Raw genomic sequence first — 24,595 nt, 5'->3', positions numbered from 1 at the left:
CCCTAGGCAGTACCTGGCGTCGTGGAACGCCCAGGGAAGGTTACCGGGGTGACCAGCTGGCGATCACTCCCGACTGGCCGGACCGGCCCGGTGAGCGCGATCGTGGCCCGGCAGGGCAGATCGGCCGCCGAGGTGCCCACGAGCACCTCGATGTCACCCGGCTCGACGATCCGCTGCAGCCGAAGGTCCAGGTACGACGTCCGGTCCGTGTGCACGGTGAAGGCGACGTCCTGCTCCTCGCCCACCTCGAGGTGCGTGCGCGCGAAGCCGGCGAGCTGCATCAGCGGTCGGGCGACCTGCGCCTGCGCGTCGTGCAGGTACAGCTGGACGACCTCGTCACCGGACCGCGAACCAGTGTTGGCGACCCGCACGGTCACCGTGAACTCGCCGTCCGTGGGCACCTCGGTGTCGCTGACCCGCAGGTCGGTCACCTCGAAGGACGTGTACGACGTGCCGAAGCCGAACGGGAAGAGCGGCGTCGAGTCCAGGCTGCTGATGCCGGCGCTCTCAGCCGCGCCGAGAGCGGGCTGCAGGTAGGTGCTCGGTTGGCCGCCGGAGGTGCGCGGGATCTGCACCGGCAGCTTGCCGCCGGGCTGGACGCGGCCGGAGAGCACGCCGGCGATCGCCTGGCCGCCCTCCTCACCCGGCATGAAGGCCTGCACGAGCCCCGCGGCCCGGCCGTGCACGTCACCGAGTGCGTAGGGACGGCCGGACACGACGACCACCACCAGCGGGGTGCCGGTGTCGAGGAGCTCCGCGAGGAGCTCGGCCTGCAGCCCAGGCAGCTTCAGGTCGACGGCGTCGCAGCCCTCACCGGAGGTCCCGAGCCCGAACAGCCCGGCGAGGTCTCCGACGTAGGCCACGCAGACGTCGGCGTCGCGGGCGGCCGCGACCGCGGCGGCGAAGCCGGAGCGGTCCTCGCCCTGCACCGCGCACCCCGGTGCGTGGACCACCTCGACGCCGGGCAGCTCGGCGCGCAGCGCGTCCACCCCGGAGGGCACCTGGACGCCGAGGCCCACCTCGGGGTAGCGCGGCAGCACGTGGTTGGGGAACGCGTAGCAGCCCATGAAGGTGCGCGGGTCGTCGGCGCACGGCCCGACGACCGCGACCCGGCCGAGCGTGGGCCGTCCGTCGCCGAGGAGCGGGAGGGCGGTGCCGGCGTCCAGCAGGATGATCGAGCGCTCGGCCAGCTCGAGCGCGATGCTGCGGTTCTCGGCCGAGTCCAGGTCGGTGTCGCCGTCGCGGACAGAGCCCTCGGGCGTCCAGTCGGGGTCGAGCAGGCCCAGCTCGACCTTCTGGGTCAGCAGCCGGCGCACCGCCCGGTCGATGAGGTCGACCGAGAGCTCGCCGCGGTTGACCCGGTCGGTCAGCCCGCTGCCGAAGCCCAGGGTGTCCGGCAGCTCGACGTCGATGCCGGCCGTGAGCGCGAGCACGCCGGCCTCGTCGGCGTCGGCCGCGACCCGGTGCATCAAGGACAGGAACGGGACGGCCCAGTAGTCGGACACGACAGTGCCCTCGAAGCCCCACTCCCCGCGCAGCAGGTCGGTGAGCAGCCAGGTGTCCGCCGCGGCCGGGACGCCGTCGACGTCGGAGTAGGAGTTCATCACCGAACCGACGCCGTCGCGCACCACCGCCATCTCGAACGTCGGCAGGATGATGTCGAGCAGCTCGCGCCGTCCCATGGAGACCGGCCCGTGGTTGCGGCCGGCGCGGGCCGCTGAGTAGCCGGCGAAGTGCTTGAGCGTGGCGATGACACCCGCGCCCTGCAGGCCGCGGACGTAGGCGCCGCCCAGCATCCCGACCAGGTACGGGTCTTCGCCGATGGTCTCCTCGACCCGGCCCCACCGGTAGTCCCGGACGACGTCGACGACAGGAGCGAGCCCCTGGTGCACGCCCACGGCGGCCATGTCCCGGCCGATCGCGGCCGCCATCCGCTCGACCAGGTCGGCGTCGAACGTCGCCCCCCAGGCGATCGCCGCCGGGTAGATGGTCGCGCCGAACGTGGTGAAGCCCGTGAGGCACTCCTCGTGCACGAGCGCCGGAACTCCCAGCCGCGAACCGTCCAGGACGACGTGGTGCTGGCGGACCAGCTCGGCGGTGCCCTCGGCCACGGTGACCGGCCGGCTACCGAAGACCCGCGTGAGGTGGCCCAGCCCGTGGACGCTGGCCTCCTCGAGCGAGACGGTCCCCGACGCGGCGAAGACGTCCTGCAGCGGGGCGACGTTGAAGGTGGTCGCCGGCTCGTCCGCGGGCTGCTCCGGGGTGGCGACCTCGTCCTGCATGTCGTTGCCCACCCAGCGGCTGCCGAGCTGGGCGACCTTCTCCTCGAGCGTCATCTCGCCCAGCAGGGCCTCGACGCGCTGGGCCACGGGCAGCGACGTGTCGTGCCACGGCCGCGCCGCCTGCACCTCCGAAGACGTCGGGACGGTCGCCATGGGGTTCTCCTTCGTCGGCCGAGCCGCTCCTGGAAGCGAAACAACTCGAAAAGTTTCGAAGAGGGTCGTTCGGCGGCGATGGCAGTGCCAGTTCCCCGAAAGCCGCGCGTTTACAACACTTCCAGCGTCACTCTGGACCCTGATGAAGCCATCCGCAAGGCTATTGACACTCGCGGACTTCGAAACATACCGTTCACCCTGCTGATGTCGTACGGACGATTTCGTTCATCGCAGTTGCTCACCCTTTCGCCGCGGCGAGGCCTCGGCCCTTCGAGTTCGGAGCTCAGCGTGGATCCCATATCGATCTCCCGGCGCACTCTCCTCCGCCTCTCCCTCGTCGGCACCGCCGGAGTGGGCCTCGCCGCCTGCGGCAGCTCAGGCCCCGACAAGGCGAGCGACAGTGGTGGCAGCACGGGTAGCGCCACCTACTGGTACCTCAGCGGTGCGCCGGGTGAAGGCATCCGCACCAACACCGTCAAGCGCTTCAACGAGGCCAACCCCAAGACCCAGATCAAGGGGTCCACGTTCCAGAACGACGCCTACAAGACGAAGATCAAGACGGCCATCGGCGCCGGCGAGGCGCCGACCATCATCTGGGGCTGGGGTGGTGGCGGGCTGAAGAGCTACGTCGACGCCAGCCAGGTGGAGGACCTCACCGACTGGTTCGGGCAGAACGCCGCGGTCAAGGACCGGCTCTTCCCGTCGTCCTTCGGCGCCGCCACGGTCGGCGGCAAGATCTACGCGATGCCGTGCGAGACGGTGCAGCCGATCGTGCTGTTCTACAACAAGACCTCGTTCGAGAAGATCAAGGCCGAGCCGCCCAAGACCTGGGCCGACATCATGGACCTGGTGCCGAAGTTCAACGCCGCGAAGATCGCGCCGTTCTCGCTGGCCGGTCAGTCCCGCTGGACCAACATGATGTGGCTGGAGTTCCTCTTCGACCGCATCGGCGGCCCCGAGGTCTTCCAGGCCGTGTTCGACGGCACCAAGGACGCCTGGTCGAACCCGCTGGCCATCCAGGCCCTCACCGAGTGCCAGAAGCTGATCAAGGCCAACGGGTTCATCAAGGGCTTCTCGTCGATCACCGCCGACTCCAACGCCGACCAGGCCCTGCTCTACACCGGCAAGGCCGCGATGATGCTGCACGGCACCTGGACGTACGGCAGCATGGCGACCGACGGCGGCGACTTCGTCTCCGGCGGCCACCTCGGCTACATGAACTTCCCGCCGGTCGACGGCGGCAAGGGTGACCCGACCAACACCGTCGGCAACCCCGGCCAGTACCTGTCGATCTCGTCCAAGGCCACGGCCGAGCAGAAGGACATCGCCAAGAAGTTCTTCGCCACGGCCGTCCTGTCCGACGCGGAGAAGAAGGAGTGGATCGCCTCCGGCGGCATCCCGATCGTCAAGGGTGCGGACGCCGAGCTGGCCAACTCGAAGGACGCGGACTTCCTGAAGTTCGTCTACGGCGTCGCCAGTGGCGCCAAGACCTTCGCGCAGTCCTGGGACCAGGCGCTCAGCCCCACGGCGGCCGAGTCGCTGCTGGACAACATCGCCAAGCTCTTCCAGCTGCAGATCACCCCTGAGCAGTTCGCCACCAACATGAACCAGACCATCGGCACATGAGCACTGCTCGACCGAGCACCGCTCCGGCTGGCGCCTCTCTCGCCGGCCGGAGCGGTTCGGTCACGTGGATGGCGCTGCCGGCGATGGTCATCTTCACCGCGTTCGGCGTGATCCCGCTGCTCGGCGTGCTGGGCCTGAGCTTCACCTCCTGGGACGGCATCGGGGTCATCCACTTCACGGGGCTCCGGAGCTGGCGCGCCGAGCTCGCCAACCCCGGCCTGCCGCACGCCATCTTCGTCACGTTCAAGATCATGATTCTCTCGTGGCTCGTGCAGACCCCCCTGAGCATCCTCATCGGGGTGTTCCTGGCCGGCCACCAGCGGTACCGGAACTGGCTCGCCGTCCTGTACTTCATCCCGCTGCTGCTGAGCTCGGCGGCCATCGCCGTCGCCTACAAGGCGTTGCTGGACCCTAACTTCGGCCTCGGCGCGGGGCTGCACATCGGGTGGCTCTCGCAGGACTGGCTCGGCCGGGGCGGGCTCGCGGTCGCCGTGGTCATCTTCATCGTGTCCTGGCAGTTCATCCCGTTCCACTCGCTGATCTACCAAGGTGCGGCGCGGCAGATCCCGCGCACCATGTACGAGGCTGCCGAGATCGACGGCGCCGGGCGGATCCGCGCGTTCTGGAGCATCACGCTGCCGCAGCTGAAGAACACGGTCATCGCCTCGTCGACGCTCATGGTCGTCGGCTCGCTCACCTTCTTCGACCTGATCTTCATCCTCACCGCCGGCGGGCCCGGCGATGCCACGCGAGTGCTGGCGCTGTCCATGTACAAGACGGGCTTCCAGGCGAACCTGATGGGCCTGGCCAGCGTGATCGCGGTCATCCTCGTCCTCTTCGGGGTGGGCCTGGCGCTGCTCCTGCGCCGCATCGGCGGCGGGGCGAACACCCAGAGCACGTTGGAAGGTGGCTGACGTGGCGACCACGGTGACCACGCCGACGCAGGGACGTCGCAAGACCCCGACCCGCCACGAGGGACCGGCCGGACGCCGTCCGCGACCCAACTGGTTGGGCGCGATCCTGGGCATCGTCTGGCTCGTGATCGTGATCGTGCCCGTCTATTGGATCGTCATCACGAGCTTCAAGACGCAGGCCAACTACTACGCGATGAACCCGCTCAAGCCGCCGCCCGAGCCGACCTTCGCCAACTACCAGCTGGTCATCCACTCCGGCTTTCCGCGGTACTTCCTGAACAGCGTGATCGTGACGGCCGGGACGATCGTGCCGGCCGTGCTCGTGTCGTTCATGGCGGCCTACGCCATCGTGCGTGGGGCCGGCCGCACGTTGCGGGTGATGAACGGGATCTTCCTGGGGGGTCTGGCGATCCCGTTGCAGGCCACCATCATCCCGGTCTATCTGATCATCATCCGGCTGCACCTGTACGACACCCTGCTGGCGATGATCCTGCCGTCCATCGCCTTCGCCATCCCGTTGTCGGTGCTGGTCCTCACGAACTTCGTCCGCGACGTCCCGCGTGAGCTCTTCGAGTCGATGCGGGTCGACGGGGCGAGCGAGTGGACGACGTTGTGGCGGTTGGCGTTCCCGCTGACCCGGCCGGCGCTGGTGACCGTGGCGATCTACAACGGCCTCGCCGTGTGGAACGCGTTCCTGCTGCCGCTGATCCTGACCCAGAGCACCGAGAAGCGGACCCTTCCGCTCGCGGTCTGGTCCTTCCAGAGCCAGTACGGCGTCAACGTGCCCGCCGTCCTGGCCTCCGTCGTGCTGACCACGCTGCCGATCCTCATCCTGTACGCCTTCGGCCGGCGCCAGCTGGTCAGTGGGCTCACCGCCGGCTTCAGCAAGTAGGCGTAGCGCGCGCTGTTTCCGCCCACGGGTCGCGTCGGCCGCCCTAGGCTCCGGGCCCATGACTGAAGGTGACAAGCCCCGCGCCGGGCAGTACCGGTCGATGACCTGCGGTCGTGGGACGGCGCCCGCCATGGCTCGGGCCCTGGTCCGGGCACGGCTGCTCCGCCCGGGGCCCGTGGGCGCGGTGCTGCTCGTCGGCGTCCTCGGTGCGTTGCCGCTCGCCTCGGACGGCTACCCGACAGGCGCTGTGGTGCAAGGCCTCGTGTCGGCCGTCGTCGTGGCGGCGGTCCTGGTGTGGGCGACCCACCGGCGCCTGATGCGTGCGACCCTGGCGCTGTGCCCGGCCGGGGCCACGCTGGCCGTCGACCTCGCGGACGACGTGCTGCGGGTGCGGACCGCTGTCGGTGAAGGACAGTCGCCGTACGCCGACATCCGGGAGCCGCTCCTCGTGCAGGGTCACGTGGTCCTGCCGATGCGGCGGGTGCGCAGCTCCATCACGTTGCCTCCCGGGTTGCTCACCGCCGCGGACGTCGCGTGGCTGCGGGAGCGGATCGCCCTCGCGCAGGCGCCCGACGTGGCGGGTCAGGTCGTGGCAGGTCCGGTCGTGGCAGGTCCGGTCGAGCTCGAGCCCGAACGGGTGGATCCGGACGTGGTCGGCGGCGCCGTGGTGCTCACGGCCGAGATGCTCGAGCGCGCGTATCCCGCGGTGCTGCGGTACCGGCTGCTGCGGGGCCGGGTCGGTCTCGCCGTGCCGCTGATCTCGATCGGGTTGGGGGTGTGGGTGGGAGACGCCATCGGGTGGGTGCCCGGCGCCGCGGTGGCCCTGCTGTTCGCCGGTTCCGTGCTCCTGGCCGCCGCGCTCCAGACCAGGAGGACGTGGCGGCGCAGCGCGCGAGTCGGCCGGAGGCTACGTAGTCGCTTCGACGACACCCACCTGCACCTCGACGTCGACGGCGCCGAAGCCTCCCTCGCGTACACCGCGATCCGCCGCTGCGACGTCCGGGGCGACGTCGTCGTGCTGGCCACGACCACCGGCCTGCTGCAGGTCCTGCCGCGCGAGCTGGTGCCGGACGAGGCGGTGCGCCGGCTGCGCGCGGCGCAGGGCTGATCTCACCACGGCCGGGCGGTCTAGCCGACGCCCCGCAGGACGCAGCGCATGTTCGGCTCGGCCGCGAAGCTGGCGGCGGCGGTCCACGTGGCATCGCCCTTGGCCGGCACGGTGACCTTCGTCGTCGCGTAGTCCAGCACGGTGGCGGCGGTCGTGGTGAAGAACACCGTGATGGTGAGCTTCACGTCCTTCTTGCTGGGGTTGACGGACTTCCCCGTGGCCTGCCACCCGCCCGACTTCGAGGTGCAGCCGGTGATGGCGGTGGTGCGGCGCAGCTTCACGTCGTTGCGGATCTTCGACGGCTCGGGCAGGGGCTCCTGCGTGGGGACGTGCGCCGGCGTGGTCTTGCTGCCGGACGCCGCGGCGCCGGTCGGCGTGGGCTTCTGGTCCGAGGACGTGCAGCCGACCACCGTGCTTGCCACGGCGACAGTCAGCAGGACGACGGCAGACTTCGAGAACACGCTGCTCCTAGGGTCGGTCGGATTTCGATCATGCCTCATCGCGTCGGCGGACCAGCGTGCCGAGCACCAGCAGCAGCCCGAGGAGGATCGCGCCGACACCGATGAGCAGCGACTCCTGCACCGCGTAGGCGCCGGTGTGCGGCAGGTCCGAGCCGGACCCGGATCCCGACCCACCAGCCGGTCCGGACCCGGGCTGGGACACCGCCCCGCCCGATCCGCCACCGGCGACGACGGACACCGTGGCAGTCGCCGCCGCGGACAGCACGGACGCCCCACGGACGCTGGTGCCCGTCGCGGTGGCGGTGTTGACGATGGTGCCGGCGGCGGCCTGTGCGGCCGTGATCGGTTGCGGCGCAGACGAACAGGTCACCGAACGGCCGGGTGCGACGTTCGAGCTCGGGCAGGTGACCGGCCCGGCCAGCGCGTCGTGCACGACGATGTCGGTCAGCGTCGTGTTGCCGGTGTTGGTGGCCTGGAACGTCCACCGGACGGTGTCGCCGGCATTCGTGACCCCGTCGCGGTTGGTGTCGGTCACCTGCGCCTGCTTGGTCAGCTGCAGCGCCGGGCTGTCCGGCAGCGGGACGGTGGCGCTGGACGGGGTCGAGGTGACGGGGGCGCCGCCGGCAGGTGTCCCGATCGCGGTGGCGGTGTTGGTCACCGACCCGGCGTCGACGTCCGCCTGGCTGATCACGTGGGGTCGGTCCGCGCGGCACGTCGTCGAGCTGCTCGGCACCAAGGTCGGGACGGGGCAGGTGACCGGTCCTGCGGTGTCGTCCTCGACGGCGATACCGAGGGTGATCTGCCCGGTGTTCGTCACCACGAACGTCCAGCTCACCTCGTCGCCGACGTCCAGGACGGCGTTGCCGTTCGTGTCGTTGACGGCGGCCTCCTTGACGAGGCTGATCGCGGGTGGCCCGGCGAAGACGGGGATCACCGCGGTCGACGGGGCCGAGGTCGCCGTCCCGCCGTCCGGGTCGGTGGCGTCAGCCGTCGCGGTGTTGCTGATCTGGCCGTGGTCGATGTCGGCCTGCGTCACGACGTAGTCGGCGGTGCAGGTCGTCTGGGCGCCTGGCGGCAGCGGTGTGTCCGGGCAGACCGCGGTCAGCCCGGGGCCGGCGGGCGCCTCGAAGGTGTCCACGATGACGACGCCGTGCAGCGTGACGTTGCCGGTGTTGGTCGCGAGGAACTCGTAGGTCACCGACTCGCCGGCGTGGGACACCAGGGTGGTGGGCGAGGACTTGACCAGCGACAGCGACGGCGCGGCGCCGATGGTGACGCGGGCGGTGGACGGCGCTGACTGGACGTCGCCCCCGCCGGGCACGGTGGCGGCCGCCAACGCGCTGTTGTCGACGGTGCCGTGGTCGACATCGGCCTGGGTCACCGAGTACGTCGACGTGCAGGTCGCCGAGCCACCGGGGGCGAGTGGGCTGTCGGGGCACACGATCGTGGGTTCCGGGCCGGCGGGGGCGGTGAACGTGTCGGTGACGGCGAGCGCCGCCAGGGTCACGTTGCCCGTGTTGGTGACCCGGAACGTGTAGGTGATGCTCTGGCCCGCTCGCGCGGCGGACGTCGGGGAGGCCGACTTGGCCAGCGTCAGGGACGGCAGGGCACCGACGTCCACGACCGCGGTCGAGGCGTCGGACGAGACCTGCTGCCCCGCCGGGCCGGTGGCCTGGGCGACGGCGGAGTTGTCGATGCGGCCGTGGTCGACGTCGGCCTGGATCACCACGTAGTCGGCGGTGCAGGTCGTGGACGTACCCGGTGCCAGCGTGGTGGCCGGGCAGCTCACCGCCAGCGCCGGGCCGGCGGGCGGGGTCAGCGAGTCGAGGACGGTGAGGTCGCTGACCGTGACGTTGCCGGTGTTGCTGGCCAGGAAGCGGTAGGTGACGGTCTGGCCGGCCTGCGTCACGGACGTCGGGGCCGCCGTCTTGGTCAGCGTGACGGCGGGCGACTGGGCCGCGCTCACCGAGGCGCTCGACTCGTTGGACGCGACCGGACCGGCCTGGGGGTCGACACCGGTCGCGGTCGCGGTGTTGTCGATGGCGCCGTGGTCGAGGTCGGCCTGGGTCACGGTGTACGTCGCGGTGCAGGTGGTCGACGCGCTCGGCGCGAGGGTGGACGTCGGGCAGGTGACGTCCACGGCCGGCCCGGCGGGGCTGCTGAGCTGGTCGTCGACCGACAGCTGGCTGATCGTGTCGTTGCCGGTGTTGGTGACCAGGAACGCGTAGTCGACCTGGTCGCCGACCGCGGAGACGCTGCCGGGGGTGGCCGACTTGACCAGGGTCAGCGCCGGGTCGGCGGGGATGGTGACGGTGGCCGTGTCGTCGTCGGACTGAACCGGATCCCCGGCCGCGTCCAGGGCCGTGGCGTGCGCGCGGTTGGTGATGGCGCCGTGGTCGACGTCCGCCTGGGTGACCGTGTACGACGCCGTGCAGGTCGTCGCCTCGCTCGGCCCGAGAGCCGCACTCGCGCAGTCGATCGACGTCAGCGGGGGACCGGCCGGCGCCTCGAGGCTGTCGTCGATGGCGAGGGCGGTGACGCTGACGTTCCCGGTGTTGGTCACGGCGAACGTGTAGGTCACGGTGGCGCCGGCCTGCGCCACCGTCGTGGGTGATGCCGTCTTGGTCAGGGCGAGCCCTGCCGCAGCCGGGACCGACACCGTGGCAGTCGACGTGTTCGAGGTGATCGTGCCCCCGCCCGGTGCCGTACCCGTCGCGGAGGCCGAGTTGACCACCGTGCCGTGGTCGACGTCCGCCTGGGTCAGCACGTAGCTGGCGGTGCACTGCGTGTCCTGGCCCGGTGCCAGCGTGGTGACCGGGCAGGCGATCGGGGACGGCGGGCCGGCGGGCGCGGTGAACGCGTCGTCGATCGCCAGGTCGGTGACCGTGGTGTCGCCGCTGTTGCTGACGGTGAACGTGTAGCTCACGCGGTCGCCGGCGTCGTGCGCGGTCTCCGGGGTGACGGACTTGACCAGGGTCAGCCCCGGGGTCTGGGCGATGGGCACGGAGGCGGTGGACTCGTTCGACGTGACGCTGGTGCTGCCCGGCGTGACGGCCGCGGCGGTGGCGGTGTTGTTGATCGAGCCGTTGTCCACGTCGGCCTGGGTCACGGTGTAGCTGGCCGTGCAGCTGACCGTGGCGTCCGGAGTGAGAGCGGCGCTCGGGCAGGTGACGGTCAGCGCCGGGCCGGCCGGTGCGGTCAGGCTGTCGGCGATCGCCAGGCTCGTCAGGCTCACGTTGCCGGAGTTGGTGACAGCGAACGCGTAGTCGACGCTCGTGCCCACCGTGACCGGGTCGGCGGGCGACGCGGTCTTGACCAGGGTCAGCCCGGCGTCCTGCACGACGTCGACCGTCACGCCGGCCTGCGGCGAGCTCACCGGCACGTCGGACGGGTCGCGCCCGGCGGCGACGGCGACGTTCTGGATGACCCCACGGTCCATGTCCGCCTGGGTGGTGACGTAGGTCGCGGTGCAGGTCGCGCCCTCCCCGGGTGCGATGACCGTCGGCGCGCACGTCGGCACGTTGGACCGCAACGGCGGGTCCGCGATCGTCAGGGAGCTCACGGTGACGTTGCCGGTGTTGACGACGGCGAAGGAGAACTCGACCGGCTGGCCCGCGTGGTCCACCGTCGTCGGGTCGGCCGTCTTCACCAGGGACAGCGACGCGGACCGGCTGACGACCACGGCGGCCGACGCCGGGTTGGACGTCACCGGGTCGTTGCCCGGGTCGAGGCCGGTCGCCGTCGCGGTGTTGCTGATGACGCCGTTGTCCACGTCGGCCTGGGTCGCGGTGTAGACGGCCGAGCACGTCGTACTCGCTCCGGAGGCGAGCGTGCTGAGCAGGCAGGTCGGGGTGACCGGCGGTCCGGCCGGCGGGGCGAGGACGTCGTCCAGGGCGAGGCCGTGGATCGTGACGTTGCCCGCGTTGGTGATCGTGAACTGGTAGGAGACCTGTTGCCCGGCAGCGGAGATCTGGGTCGGCGTAGCGCGCTTCTGCAGCAGCAGCGCCAGGTTCTCGTTCGTCGTGACCAGGGCCGAGGACGGGTTCGAGACCACGGCGCCGCCCTGCGGACCCGTGGCACCCGCGGTCGCCGTGTTGGTGATGGTGCCCTGGTCGAAGTCGGCCTGGGTCGACGCGTACGTCGCCAGGCACGTGGTGCTGTCGCCCGGGGCCAACGTCGTCACGGGGCAGACGGCTGGTTCGGCCGGGCCGGCCGGAGCGACGAACGTGTCGTCGATGGTCAGGTCGGTGACCGTCACGTTGCCGGCGTTGGTGACCAGGAACGAGTAGGTGACCGACTGGCCCACCGTGGTGAGCGCCTCCGTCAACGCGGACTTCACCAGCTGCAACGTGGCGCTCTGCGTGGCGATCACCACGGCGGTCGCCGCCGGGGACGCCACGGGCGCTCCAGCGGGGTCGCTGCCGCCGGCGACCGCGGTGTTCCGGATCGCCCCGCTGTCGATGTCGGCCTGGGTGGTGGAGCGGCTCGCGGTGCAGGTGGTGGAGGACCGCGGGGCCAGCGACTGCTGCCGGCAGACCGGCGCGTTCGCGCCGGTGAACACGGGGTCGGAGATCGTGATCGAGTCGACGGTGACGTTGCCCTCGTTCGTGACCGTGAACGTGTAGTCGATGAGCTGGCCCGGCGCGGTCACCGTGTCGCGCGACGCGGTCTTGGTCAGGCTGAGCGCGGCCGTCTGGTCGACGTCGACGGTCTCGGCGGACGGTGGTGAGGTGATGGTGGTCCCCGTGGGGGTCCGGGCGTTCGCGGTGGCGGTGTTGGCGACCGACCCGTGGTCGATGTCGGCCTGGGTGGCGGTGTACGTCGCCGTGCAGGTGACCTGCGCGGCCGGGTCGATGGTTCGTTGCGGGCAGTCGACGGTCAGCGGGGGAGCGGCGGGCGCGGCCAGGGTGTCGTCGATCGACAGCAGCGACATCGTGACGTTGCCGGTGTTGGTCACCAGGAACGAGTAGCTGATCGCCTGTCCGGCGGAGGTGATGGTGGCCGGGCTGGCGCTCTTGACCACCGTCAGGGCAGCGGTGACCGTGACGGCGACCGAGGCGGTGGAGGGCTGGGAGGTCACCGGGTTGCCGGCCGGGTCGCTGCCGTTGGCGGTGGCGGTGTTCGTGATCGAGCCGTTGTCGACGTCGGCCTGCGTCGCGGTGTACGACGTGGTGCAGGTGGTGGCTGCGCCCGGGGTGAGAGTCGTTGCGGCACAGCTGATCGGCAGGTTGGCCGGTGCCGCGGGCTGGGTGAAGACGTCGGCGATGGACAGGCTGCCGACGGTCACGTTGCCGACGTTCGTGACGCGGAACGTGTACGCGATCGCCGCCCCGGCCGCGCTGATCGTGGTCGGGCTGGCCGTCTTGACCAGGCTCAGCGCAGGCGTCTGGTTGGCGGAGGCGCTGGCGCTCGACGGCGGTGAGGTGACCGGGTCGCCCGTGGGGTCCGTCCCCCGGGCCGTGGCGGTGTTCTGGATCGACCCCGCATCCAGGTCCGCCTGGGTCACGGTGTGACGGGCCGTGCAGGTGGTCCTGGCGCTGGGGGCGAGGGTGCCGGCGGCGCAGGTCGCGGCTCCCGCGCCGGTGAACATCGGATCGACGACGGCCAGGGCGCGCACGGTCACGTTGCCGTCGTTCGTCACCGTGAAGGTGTAGGTCAGCGTCTGGCCGGCGGCGTCGTACGTGGTCGGGGTCACCGTCTTGGACAGCACCAGCGAGGGGGTGGCCGAGACGCCGACGCTGGCCGTGGACGGTGGTGACACCACCGGGTCGCCCGCCGGGTCCTGGCCCGCCGCGGTGGCGGTGTTGTCGATCGAGCCGTGGTCGAGGTCCGCCTGCTTGCTCGTGTACGTCGCGCTGCAGGTCGTGCTCGCGTTGGGTGCCAGCGTCGTGACCGGGCAGGCGATCGCGGGCAGCTGGGGGGTTGCCGGCGCCGCGAGGGTGTCGCGGATGACCAGCCCCGTCACCGTCTGGTTTCCGGTGTTGGTCACCAGGAAGGCGTAGGTGACCGCCTGTCCGGCCGCGGTGATCGTGGTCGGCGAGGCGGACTTGGTCACCGTCAGCGCGGCCTGCTGGGTCACGGCCACGGCGGCGGTCGACGGGCTCGAGCTCACCGCGCCACCCGACGGGTCCGTGGACCGGGCGGTGGCAGTGTTGTTGATGGAGCCGTTGTCGAGGTCGGCCTGGGTGACGGTGTGGCTGGCGGTGCAGGCAGTGCTCGCGCCCGGCGGGAGGATGGCCTTCGGGCAGGTGACCGTCAGCGCTGGTACGGCCGGTGGTGCGAGGGCGTCCGCGATGCTGATCGGCGCCAGCGTAACGTTGCCGGTGTTCACCGCGGTGAAGGTGTAGCTGACCGTCTGACCTGCCGTGCTGACCGTGGACGGGGTGGCGGTCTTGGTCAGGCTCATCGCCGGCGATGCCGCGATGGTGACGGTCGCGGTGTCGGGTGGCGCGGTGACCGACCCACCGTTCGGGTCGGTGCCGCTGGCCGTCGCGGTGTTCTCGATGCGACCGTTGTCGACGTCCGCCTGCGTCGCCGTGTACGAGGCGGAGCAGGTCAGGCTCGCGCCGGGCGCCAGTGTGGTCGCGGGGCAGACGGGCGTGGCCGGGGGTCCGGCAGGCCCGCTGAACGAGTCGGCGATCGACACCCCGGTGATCGTCACGTTGCCACGGTTGGTGACGACGAAGCTGTACGTGACCTGCTGCCCCGAGCGGGTGAGGGTGCTGGGGGCGGCGGTCTTCACCACCGAGAGGGCGGGCGACTGGACGACGGTCACGATCGCGGTGGAGGCGTTGGAGGAGACCGGGTTGGCGGTCGGGTCGCGACCGCTCGCGACCGCGGTGTCGGCGATGGAACCGTGGTCGACGTCGGCCTGGGTGGCGACGTAGGTGCCGCTGCACGTCGTCGACGCCCCAGCCGCCAGCGAGGTCGCCGCGCACGTCACGGGGCCGGACAGCGGCCCGGCCGGAGCGCGGTTGATGTCGGTGACCGCGATCGTGCTGACGGTCTGGTTGCCCGAGTTGGTCACCGCGAAGGTGAAGGTGATGGTCTGGCCGGCCCGGGTGATCGTCGTCGGGGCAGCGGTCTTGGTCAGCGACAGGGCCGCGTTGGTGATCGCACTGACCGTGGCCGTCGACTGGTTGGACGTGACCGGGCCACCGGTCGGGTCGGTGCCCGTGGCGGTGGCCGCGTTGCTGATCGACCCGTTGTCGACGTCCGCCGCCTTCGTCACGTACGTCGCCGTGCAGGTGGTCGACGCGGCCGGCGCCAGGCTCGTGCTGGCGCAGCTGATCGGGCCGAGCTGCGGGGTGGCGGGTGCGGCGAGCGCGTCGTCGATCGCGAGGCCGGACACGGTCACGTTGCCGGTGTTCACGACGGAGAACGTGTAGGTGATCGTGCTGCCCTGGTTGGCGAAGGACGCCGGACTGGCCGACTTGGTCAGCTGCAGCCGCGGGGTGGCCGAGACCGCCACGGTGGCCGATGCCGGCGCGGACGTGACGGCGCCGCCCTGCGGCGTCGTGCCGCCGGCGGTGGCCGTGTTGGCGATGGAGCCGCGGTCCATGTCGGCCTGGGTGCTGGTGTAGGACGCCGTGCAGACCGCCGAGGCGTCCGGCGCGAGCGTGGTGACGGCGCAGACCGGCGCCCTGGCCCCGGTGAACATCGGGTCGTTGATCCCGACCGTGGAGATCGTCGTCTGGCCCGCGTTGGTGACCGTGAAGGTGTAGCTGACGTTCTGGCCGGCGCCACTGATCGTGGTCGGCGATGCCGCCTTGCGCAGCGTCAGGGCCGACGTGACGTTCACCGTCACCGAGGCCGTCGAGGCGTTGGACGTCACCGTGGCGCCGCCCGGGCTCACCGCCCGGGCGGTGGCGGTGTTGTTGATCGAGCCGTTGTCGATGTCGGCCTGCCCGACCGTGTACGTCGCGGTGCACTGCGTGCTGGCACCGGGCGGTACGGCGGTGGGCGGGCAGGAGATGACGAGCGGCGGGGTGGCCGGAGCCGCGAGCGAGTCGGTGATGCCGGCGCTCGACAGGGTGACGTTGCCGGTGTTGGTCACGCGGAACTGGTAGCTGACCTGCTGGCCCAGAGCGGTCACGGTGCTCGGGGTGGCGGTCTTGACCAGGCTCAGGGTGGCGGTCGGCGGCGCGGTCACGGTCGCTGTCGCGGTGGGCGAGCTGACTGACCCACCGCTCGGGTCGGTCCCCTGGGCGACCGCCGAGTTCTTGATCGTGCCGTTGTCGACGTCGGCCTGGGTGGCGGTGTAGCTGGCGGTGCAGCTGGTGGACGTCCCGGGGGCGAGAGTCGTTGCGGGACAGGTGATCGCGGGTACCGGACCGGCGGGTGAGGTGAAGGTGTCGGCGATCGCCAGGCTGCGGATCGTGACGTTACCGCTGTTGGTCACCGCGAACGTGTAGGTCACCTGCTGCCCGGCGGCGGTGACCGTCGCCGGCGACACGGTCTTGGTCAGGGCCAGCCGCGGGGTGGCCGTCACCGTCACCGACGCGTTCGACTGCGCGGAGGCGACCGGGCGTCCCTGGGCGTCGGTCGCGTTGGCGATGGCGGCGTTCCGGATCGTGCCGCTGTCGACGTCCGCCTGGGTCGCCGTGTAGGTCGCCGTGCAGGTGGTGCTCGCGTTCGGCGCGAGCTGGGTGACGGGGCAGGTCACGGACGGCACCGGGCCGGCGGGTGCGGTGAACGTGTCCGCGATCGACAGGGACCTGACCGTCAGGTTGCCGGTGTTGGTGACCTTGAACGAGTAGGCGACCTGCTGCCCGGCGGCCGAGACGACGGTCGGCGTGGCGGTCTTCACGAGTGCGAGCGAGGCGCCGGCCGAGGCCGTCACGCTGGCCGTCGACGGGCCCGAGGTGACGGGCGCGTTGTTCGGGCCCAGACCTGACGCGGTGGCGGTGTTGGTCACCGACCCGGCGTCGATGTCGTTCTGCGTCGTCGAGTACGTGGCGGTGCACGTCGTCGAGCTGCTCGGCGCCAGCGTGGTCGTCGGGCAGCTGACGGTCGGCGTCGGCCCCGCCGGGGCGGTGAGGACGTCGGCGACCGTGATGCCGTGGATCGTCACGTTGCCGGTGTTGGAGACGACGAACGAGTAGGCGATGGCCTGCCCCGCAGTCGCCACGGTGGCCGGCGACGCCGTCTTGCGGATCGTCAGGGCCGGGGAGCGGGTCACCGTGACGGTCGCCGCGGACGCGTTGGACGCCACAGCGCCACCGGCGATGTCCGAGCCGTTCGCGACCGCGCTGTTCGCGATGGTGCCGTTGTCGACGTCCGCCTGGGTCACGGCGTACGTGCCCGTGCAGGTGGTGGACGCCGCGGCGGCGAGGGTGGTCACCGGGCAGGTGATCGCCGGCACCGGACCGGCCGGTGCGGTCAGCGTGTCGGCGATCGAGATCGAGCTGACCGTCGAGTCACCGGAGTTGGTCACCTTGAACGAGTAGGTGATGGTCTGCCCGGCAGCGGTCGCCGTCGTGGGGGACGCCGTCTTCGCCAGGGTCAGCGCCGGCCGGATCACCGGGACGGGCACGGTGGCGGTCGCCGTGACGGTGCGGGTGAGGGAGTCCTGGCCGCTGACGGACGCGGTGTTGCTGTTGCCGCTCACCGGCGCGGTCGCCGTGCAGGTGTAGGTCGTGGTGTCACCGGCGGCCAGGCTGCCGATGGTGCGCGCACAGCCCGCTGTCGTCGGATCGGTCACGGCGACGTTCGCCAGGTCCGCGTTGCCGGTGTTGTTCACCGTGATCGTGTAGGTCACCGTCGCGCCCACCCGGTAGCCCGGCTGGTCCGTGGTCTTGGTGATCGTGAGGGCGGGGTTGAGCACCGTGACCGGGGCTTGCGCAGTCCCCGTGAGGGCGTCGCCCTGCGCGTTCGTCCCGGTCGCGGTGGCCACGTTGGTGAAGCCGCCGGACCCGGCCACCCCGGTGCACGTGTACGTCGTCGAGCCGGTGAGGCTGCCGATGGTCCGGTTGCAGGCAGGGGTCAGCGGGTCGGTGACCACCACGTTGCTAGCGGTGCTGCCGGTCGTCGGGTTGGTGACGGTGATCGTGTAGGTGACCGTGTCACCCGGGTGCACCGTCGTCGGTGCGGCCGTCTTGGTGATCTGCAGGGTCGGGACCGGGATCGACAGCACCAGCTCCTGCGCGAGGTAGGAGTCGCCGGACGTGCTGAAGCTCAGGGACGCCGACGTGTCACCCGGTTTGATCACCGCCGTGGACACGTTGAACTGCTTGGCATCGACCGAGAAGTTGTTGGGCGCGGTCGGACTTCGGAACTGGGCGTACGACGTGAAGAAGTTGGTGCTCGACCCGTTCGGGGCGCCGGGGTCGGTCTGCGCGGTCCCGTTGATGGAGAACTGGTCGCCGGTGATGCCCCAGTCGCCTTCGTAGGCGACGACGCCGACCCGCGCCTGCCCGCTGACCCGGAAGCCGGAGATCGTCGTCGTGGTGGTCGGGTCGGTCGAGTTCTGCCGCACGTGACCGTCGTAGACGAACACCTCCCGCTTGGTGGGGGCGTTCGTGGGGTCGGCCTGGGGGTAGGAGTAGACGAGGACGAGCGACCAGCCACCCATGCAGCCGAAGCCGGCCGGGGTCCAGACGTTCGACGTCGTGATCGTCAGCGGCGAACCGGTGGGGGCGCCGACGAACTGCGGGGTCACGTTGGCGGCCGCCGAGTAGTACTGCGGCTGGTTGACCGAGACGTTGGCGATCGCGTCGGTGGTGAACCGCTGCGCCGTGACGGAGACCTTCGCCTTGGCGCCGACGGTCAGCTGGACGGGGGTCGTGGATGCCGCACCCGGCGGCTGGACGGCCACCGGGCTGTTGTTGCTGTTGCACCGCGAGGTCACGGTCGTGTTGGTGCCGGTCTTGAAGACGCCGGTGTCACCGGCCCACAGCAGGCGCGCGTAGGCGATCGTGGCGCCGGTCGGGATGGTGAGGCTGATGCTCGAGGAGTTGAACCAGCCGTTGCCCGCGTTGGCACCCGTCTGGGTCATGTAGAAGTTGTCGTTGACCGCGGTGCTGGTGCGGTTCGTCGAGTTCGTGCAGTCGGTGTTGCCGGCCGGGCAGACCAGCACCGCGTTGCCGCCCATGAGCGCGTCGCCGTACACCTGCTGGTTGAAGGCCAGGGACAGCGGCGCCTCGACCGCAGCCTCCGCCGGTACCGCCGCAATCGCGCCGAGCCCGAAGGTCAGCGCGACTGTGACGAGGACCGCCACCAGGCGGCGCCAGCGAGGAAGCGGATGCACCCAGTCCAGACCTCCGCCCCAAATCCGAACAACCCTGTTTGTTCGGCGTACCCCAGGTTGTCAGGCCCCCCGACTCCCGTCCAGAGCAAGGGGCAGGTGACCCGGTCAGGCGCTGGACCCGGCCGCGATCGCGTCCAGGTCGCGGACCGCGAAGCGCAGGTGCTCCCACTCCTCCTCGAAGATCGTGTGCAGGCAGGACAGGGTGGTCTCCGGGTACTCGGCGGACCACGGGTTCTGCCGTGACGTGGCCAGCTCGGCCGCGGTGACCGTGGCGAGGACGTCGCGCACGAGGGCGACCCGGTCCGACCGGGCGGCGAGCACCTCGTCGTACGACGGCAGGTCACTCGTGAAGAGCGACAGGTCCAGGCCGTCGTCCTCGGCGCCCGGCCCGGCCAGCCCGAGGGGGTGGAACGGTTGCGCGATCCCCAGGACCGCTCGACCCAGCCAGGCGTCCGTAGCCAGCACCAGGTGCCGCAGCGTCTGGGCGAACGACCACTCGCCGTCCACCGACACGTCGACCGTGCCGACCGGCAGCAGCGCGACGCGCTCGAGGGTGGCCGCCCAGGCCTGCTCGAGCGCGGCCCAGGCCGCGCGCAGTCCGTCCGGGTCGGCGGCGCGTCGGTCGGCGCGGCCCGGGAAGCGGCGGTTGAGCTCGGCCTCGACGAAGGGGGCGACGTCCACGCCGTTCACCCGCAGCGCGCTCTCGCCGTCCAGCAGCCACGGCGCATCGATGTCCACGCCCTGCGCGTCGACCCCACGCATCACGACGTCGGACAGGTCCGAGCTGACGAACCTGGCGCCGCGCAGGTTCACGTCGACGAACTCCGCTCCGTGCAGGTCGTCGGAGCGGGTGAAGGTCGCCATGACGTCTCCTCGGCGTTCTACAGCAGCGTTCTACAGCAGTTCAGTCAGGTCGGCGTTCGCGCCGACGAGCTCGATTCCCAGCTCGAGCTCCTCACGCATCAGGTCGACCGTGTCGTCGTGCCCGAGCACCTCGGGCACGTCGTTGGAGACCTCGAGCTGGTCGAGCAGGTCGTAGGCCTCGCCGAGGGTCGAGGCACCGTGCTCGTGCGCCCACTGCAACGTGTTCCGCGCGCTGGCCGATGGATGGAACTCCTCATCCCAGGGGTTCGACACAGGAGCGCTCCTCAGGTCTCGGAGGGGTGGTGCGGCTCGAGCCGGATGACGATGGACTTGGACGTCGGCGTGTTCGACTCTGCTGCAACGGAATCCAGCGGGACGAGCACGTTCGTCTCGGGGTAGTACGCCGCGGCAGACCCCCGCGGGGTGCCGTACTCGACGATGCGGAACCCCGCGGCCCGTCGTTCCTCGCCCGCGTGCACGCTGATCAGGTCCACCAGGTCGCCGTCGGTGAAGCCGAGGTCGGCGACGTCCTGGCTGTTCAGGAAGACGACCATCCGTCCGCCGTGGATCCCGCGGTAGCGGTCGTCGAGACCGTAGATCGTCGTGTTGAACTGGTCGTGGCTCCGCAGGGTCTGCATGAGCAGGTGCCCAGCGGGGAGGTCCCAGGCCTGCGGGGGGCTGGTCCGGAAGTTCGCCCGGCCGGTCGCGGTGTCGAAGCGGCGCTCGTCCCGCGGGCCGTTCGGCAGGTGGAACCCACCGGGCTCCGCGACGCGCGCGTTGAAGTCGTCGAAGCCGGGGACGACGCGGGCGATGCGGTCGCGGATGAGCGAGTAGTCCTCGCGCAGGTCGGCCCACGGGATCGTGTCGGTGGGTCCGAACGTCGCCTCGGCGATGCCGCAGATGATGGCCACCTCGCTGCGCTGCTCGGCCGACACCGGGTTGACGCGGCCCCGGCTCAGGTGGACGACGCCCATCGAGTCCTCGACCGTCACCCCCTGCGGTCCGCTCGCCCGTTCGTCGCGGTCCGTTCGGCCCAGGCACGGCAGGATCAGCGCCTCCCGACCGTGCACCAGGTGCGAGCGGTTCAGCTTCGTGGAGACCTGGGCGGTGAACGGGATCGACCGGAGTGCGCGATGGGTCACGGCCGTGTCCGGGGTCGCCTGGGCGAAGTTGCCGCCGAGGCCGATGAACACGTCGCAGTGGCCGTCCCGCATGGCGCGGATCGCGTCGACCGTGTCGTAGCCGTGGGCGCGGGGGGAGGTGATCTCGAACTCGTCGTCGAGCGCGGCGAGGAACGTCTCTGGCATCCGCTCGAAGATGCCCATGGTCCGGTCGCCCTGGACGTTCGAGTGGCCGCGCACCGGGCAGACCCCGGCCCCGGGTCGGCCGATGTTCCCGCGCAGCAGCAGGTAGTTCGTCATCTCCTCGATGATCGCGACGCCGTTGCGGTGCTGGGTGATCCCCATGGCCCAGCAGACGGTGATGCTCTTCGCCCGGACCGTCTCGTCGACGAAGGCGGTGACGACGTCCGCGCTGAGGCCGGTCTGGGCGAGCAGGTCGCGCGGGTCGAGCTCCGCCCACGTCCGCTGCGCCTCCTCGAGCCCTGCGGTGTGGGTCGCGAGGAAGTCCAGGTCCAGAACGGTCCCGGGGGCCGCTGCCTCGCGGGCGACGAGCTGCTGGTTGACCAGCGCGAACAACGCCTGGTCGCCACCGACGGAGATCGGCAGGTGCAGGTCGGAGAGCTTGGTGCCCCGACCGATCACCCCACTCGCCCGCTGCGGGTTCTTGAACCGGTTGAGGCCGGCCTCGGTCAACGGGTTGACGGAGACGATGCGGGCCCCGCGCTTCTTGGCCTTGGCCAGGGCGGTCAGCATCCGCGGGTGGTTGGTGCCCGGGTTCTGGCCGACGATCACGATCAGCTCGGAGTGGTCCGTGAGGTCGTCGAGCGTGACGGTTCCCTTGCCGATCCCGATGGACCGGCTCAGCGCGACGCCACTGGACTCGTGGCACATGTTCGAGCAGTCGGGCAGGTTGTTGGTGCCGAGCCGGCGGGCCATCAGCTGGTACAGGAACGCGGCCTCGTTGGATGCGCGGCCCGAGGTGTAGAAGATGGCGCGGTTGGGATCGGGCAGGGCCTGCAGGGCGGAGCCGATCAGCCGGAACGCCTCGGCCCACGCCACGGGCCGGTAGTGGGTGTCGCCGGCGGCGAGGTGCATGGGCTCGGTCAGCCGGCCCTGCGCCTCGAGCCAGTGGTCGGAGGACGACTCCAGGTCGGCGACCGAGTGGCGGCGGAAGAACTCCGCATCGACGACCTTGGTCGTGGCCTCCCACGAGACGGCCTTGGCGCCGTTCTCGCAGAACTCCGCGTGCGTTCGGTGGTCCGGGTCGGGCCAGGCGCAGCTCGGGCAGTCGAGGCCGTCCTTCTGGTTCAGCGCCGTCAGGACCCGAGCGGTCCGCACCGGCCCCATCTCGTGCAGGGCGTACCGCATGGATGCCCGGACCGCCGGAACGCCGGCCGCCCAGGTCTTGGGCGCACTGACGGTGAGGTCCTCGCCGTCCTCACCATCAGCCTTGGCCGTCATGGGGACAGGCCTATCAGGTCGACGGGGTGGGAGCACCACGGGGCACGGCTCCCAGCCGTCGATCACAGGCCGAGGTACGCGGGCGTGGCGATCCGCCGAGTCGTCAGCGCTCGTCGTCCCAGGCCATCGCGCTGATCCGCCAGCCGGCCTCGGTGCGCACGAGCTGGATCGTCTTGGCTCCGGCGCCCCTGACCCGCTCACCGTCCTCCACCCACTCCTTGGCGTAGGTGCACCAGTGGTGCGCGATGTCGCCGTACACCTGGGTCGTGCCGTCGACCTCCCACTCCCGGAAGTCGGTGACGCGTCCGCTGGTCAGCAGCTCCCGCCGTGGCTCGATGAACCCGTCGACGCCATAGGTCGTCGGCACGCCGCCCGTCCGCACGATGAGTGCCTCCGGGATCAACACCTCCCGCAGCCCGTCCAGGCGCGCCTCCACGTCGGGCCCGGAGGTGAAGGCGCCGAAGAACGTGCGGACGACCTCGGTGATCTGGGCCTCGGCCCGGTCGGGAGGTGTCGGAGTCATCCGGGGAGGCTACCCGTGCCCGCCTGGGCCGTGGTCGAGGATCTTGGGGCGGTCCCGCATCCGGCTGTCGACGCTCCCGGTGGCCCGCAGCTGGGCGCGGCGCGTCGTCGCCCGCCGGCGCCTCCAGGCCCTGAGCCTCGTCAGCATGGCGACCTCCGATCCACCGGGACCAGCGACGACCGCGGCCTGCCGGATGCCCGATCGTCCCGCCGCGGTGACGAGGCCCGCAAGCCCTCGGTCACGACGTCCGCGCTCAGCGGGGGAGCGGCTCGATGCGGGCGTCCACGACCTGGCCGTCCGCCAGGTCGAGCAGCCCGAACGTGCCGTGCGGCTGGCGGCGCCGGTCGGTCGGCGACCCGGGGTTGAACACCCGGACCCCGTCCCCGGTGACATCCATCGGGATGTGGGAGTGACCGAAGACCACCAGGTCCGCCGTCGGGAAGCGGCGACGCAGGCGCGCCGTCCGCCCGTCCCGTGGCCCGCTGTCGTGGATCATCGCGACGGACACGCCGCCGAGCTCGAGCTGAAGCGTTTCGGGCGCCCCCCAGGCGGCGACCTCCGGCCCATCGTTGTTGCCCAGGACGACGTGCACCGGTGCGAAGCCGGCCAGGAAGTCGAGGACGTCGGGGGTGCACACGTCCCCGGCGTGCAGGATGACGTCGGCGCCGTCGAGGTGACCGAGCAGGGCCGGCGGGCAACCCTTCCAGTGCCGCGGACTGTGCGTGTCGGACAGCAGGACGACTCTCATCCGGGTGAGCTCTCGGCCGGCGCTGGGAAGTAGGTCCACTGACCTTCCGAGACGACCTCGACGGTGCCGTCGACCACCGAGATGGCCGTCTCGTCGTCCATCGCGTACGCCGGACCCGAGAGGGTGGCCGCCCACTGCTCCGCCTCGGCCATCGAGTTGCCCGGCTGGCCGTCCGGAGCGAGGTGCGGGCAGATGGAGAAGTCGACGAGGCCCAGCGTGCTGTCGTCACCGTTGGGCGCAGTCCACTGCACGAAGTCCGCGCCGATCCTGGGGGTCAGCACCATGCTCCCCGCGCTCAACCCCACCCAGACCGTCTCGGTCAGGGACGGGATGAGGTCCGCCAGTCCGGACTCGCGCATCCAGTGGTGGAGGTAGAGGGCGTCGCCACCCGCCACCAGCAGGACGTCGGTCTCGCGGACCAGTGGCACCCACTGGTCGTCGTCGATGCTCGGCAGGGCCGTCAGCTCCAGCACGCCCACGGACTTCCAGCCCAGGCTGACCATCGGAAGCTCTCCCTGGCCGCTGATGAACCGCCAGGGGCCGGTGCCGGGGCCGACCATGGGGTGCCCGTACTGCGCGGTGGGGATGCACAGGGCGCTCGACTCGGCGATCGGCTTGCCCAGGAGGTCGACCAGTGCCTGGTGGATGCTGGCGTTCTTGACGCCGGCGGATGTGAGCAGAAGCCTCACGCTGCCTCCAGTTCGAGTGCGGTAGAGCGGTCGAAGACGCTAGTCCGGGGCCGTCCACTGCAGCAGCTGACCGGACGACGCGAACCCCAGTCTCTCGTAGACGGGTACGGCCCGGCGGCTGGAACTGACCGTCACGCGACCCGCTCCCAGCCGCGACGCGTGATCCACCGCAGCCCGGACGAGTGCGGAGCCGATCCCCTGGCCGCGGTGCTCGACATCGACGAAGACGCTCTGGAGGTCCGCCGAGAGACGCGTGGTCACGCCGGGTCTCGGCACCCGAGGGACGAGCGCCAGCCAGGCCATGCCGACGACCTCGTGCTCGGCCAGTCGGGCGACGAAGGGAAGGTGCGAGTCCTCGTGGTCGCTCCACCACGCGGCCAGGTCACCGGCGAACGACTCGACCGTCTGGCTGGCCTGCTCCGCGGGAGCCGCGTGCACCCAGAGCAGCCGAGCCAGCTGGGGCAGGTCCGGCGCGCCGGCGAGGCCGATGTTCATGCCTCCAGTG

14 protein-coding genes are annotated in these 24,595 nt (G+C 71.1%); 4 read left to right on the top strand and 10 right to left on the bottom strand.

From position 1 onward, the window contains the following. Nucleotides 1-2 precede the first annotated feature (2 nt). Entirely contained in the window at nt 3-2,435 is a 2,433-nt protein-coding gene (locus ABEB17_RS18965; protein WP_345718313.1) for a glycoside hydrolase family 3 N-terminal domain-containing protein, read from the bottom strand. A 288-nt stretch (nt 2,436-2,723) separates the two neighbouring features. Here ABEB17_RS18965 and ABEB17_RS18960 point away from each other — a divergent pair, with 288 nt between their 5' ends. From ABEB17_RS18960 to ABEB17_RS18945, 4 genes are read left to right on the top strand one after another with little or no spacing between them, the layout of a single operon-like run. After that, a complete protein-coding gene (locus tag ABEB17_RS18960; RefSeq protein WP_378226990.1) occupies nt 2,724-4,061 on the top strand; it encodes an extracellular solute-binding protein in 1,338 nt (445 codons plus the stop codon). Beyond that, entirely contained in the window at nt 4,058-4,975 is a 918-nt protein-coding gene (locus tag ABEB17_RS18955) for a carbohydrate ABC transporter permease (RefSeq protein ID WP_345718312.1), read from the top strand. Before ABEB17_RS18960 ends, ABEB17_RS18955 begins: the two co-directional genes overlap by 4 nt. A gap of 1 nt (nt 4,976) precedes the next feature. Continuing rightward, nucleotides 4,977-5,867 (top strand): carbohydrate ABC transporter permease, encoded by an 891-nt coding sequence (locus tag ABEB17_RS18950; RefSeq protein WP_345718311.1) that lies wholly within the window; start codon nt 4,977-4,979, stop codon nt 5,865-5,867. Nucleotides 5,868-5,925: 58 nt separating this feature from the next. After that, the gene (locus tag ABEB17_RS18945) at nt 5,926-6,975 is read left to right on the top strand and encodes an FxsA family protein (protein WP_345718310.1); all 1,050 of its coding nucleotides are present in this window, start codon (nt 5,926-5,928) and stop codon (nt 6,973-6,975) included. A 20-nt stretch (nt 6,976-6,995) separates the two neighbouring features. Here ABEB17_RS18945 and ABEB17_RS18940 read toward each other — a convergent pair whose 3' ends face one another. The 9 genes from ABEB17_RS18940 to ABEB17_RS18900 form a co-directional block, all read right to left on the bottom strand. After that, nucleotides 6,996-7,436: a hypothetical protein gene (locus tag ABEB17_RS18940; protein ID WP_345718309.1), complete on the bottom strand. Its 441-nt coding sequence runs from the start codon at nt 7,434-7,436 to the stop codon at nt 6,996-6,998. A 28-nt stretch (nt 7,437-7,464) separates the two neighbouring features. Next, complete coding sequence (locus ABEB17_RS18935) at nt 7,465-18,684, bottom strand: DUF7507 domain-containing protein (protein WP_345718308.1); 11,220 nt, start codon at nt 18,682-18,684, stop codon at nt 7,465-7,467. 105 nt (nt 18,685-18,789) lie between these two features. Beyond that, a complete protein-coding gene (locus tag ABEB17_RS18930) occupies nt 18,790-19,548 on the bottom strand; it encodes a DinB family protein (protein WP_345718307.1) in 759 nt (252 codons plus the stop codon). 30 nt (nt 19,549-19,578) lie between these two features. Next, the gene (locus tag ABEB17_RS18925; RefSeq protein ID WP_345718306.1) at nt 19,579-19,821 is read right to left on the bottom strand and encodes a hypothetical protein; all 243 of its coding nucleotides are present in this window, start codon (nt 19,819-19,821) and stop codon (nt 19,579-19,581) included. A gap of 11 nt (nt 19,822-19,832) precedes the next feature. Then, nucleotides 19,833-22,130: an FdhF/YdeP family oxidoreductase gene (locus ABEB17_RS18920; RefSeq protein ID WP_345718305.1), complete on the bottom strand. Its 2,298-nt coding sequence runs from the start codon at nt 22,128-22,130 to the stop codon at nt 19,833-19,835. Between the two features lie 103 nt (nt 22,131-22,233). Then, nucleotides 22,234-22,653 (bottom strand): Cif family virulence factor, encoded by a 420-nt coding sequence (locus ABEB17_RS18915; RefSeq protein WP_345718304.1) that lies wholly within the window; start codon nt 22,651-22,653, stop codon nt 22,234-22,236. A gap of 253 nt (nt 22,654-22,906) precedes the next feature. Next, nucleotides 22,907-23,401: a metallophosphoesterase family protein gene (locus ABEB17_RS18910; protein WP_345718303.1), complete on the bottom strand. Its 495-nt coding sequence runs from the start codon at nt 23,399-23,401 to the stop codon at nt 22,907-22,909. Further along, a complete protein-coding gene (locus tag ABEB17_RS18905; RefSeq protein ID WP_345718302.1) occupies nt 23,398-24,090 on the bottom strand; it encodes a Type 1 glutamine amidotransferase-like domain-containing protein in 693 nt (230 codons plus the stop codon). Before ABEB17_RS18905 ends, ABEB17_RS18910 begins: the two co-directional genes overlap by 4 nt. Nucleotides 24,091-24,129: 39 nt before the next feature. Beyond that, a complete protein-coding gene (locus tag ABEB17_RS18900; protein WP_345718301.1) occupies nt 24,130-24,585 on the bottom strand; it encodes a GNAT family N-acetyltransferase in 456 nt (151 codons plus the stop codon). Between the last annotated feature and the right edge of the window lie 10 nt (nt 24,586-24,595).

The sequence above is a fragment of the Angustibacter luteus genome (assembly GCF_039541115.1).
GTDB classification, from domain to species: Bacteria; Actinomycetota; Actinomycetes; order Actinomycetales; family Angustibacteraceae; genus Angustibacter; species Angustibacter luteus.
Note: the sequence above shows the minus strand (reverse complement) of the source record. Positions and strands in the feature narration are given on the sequence as shown.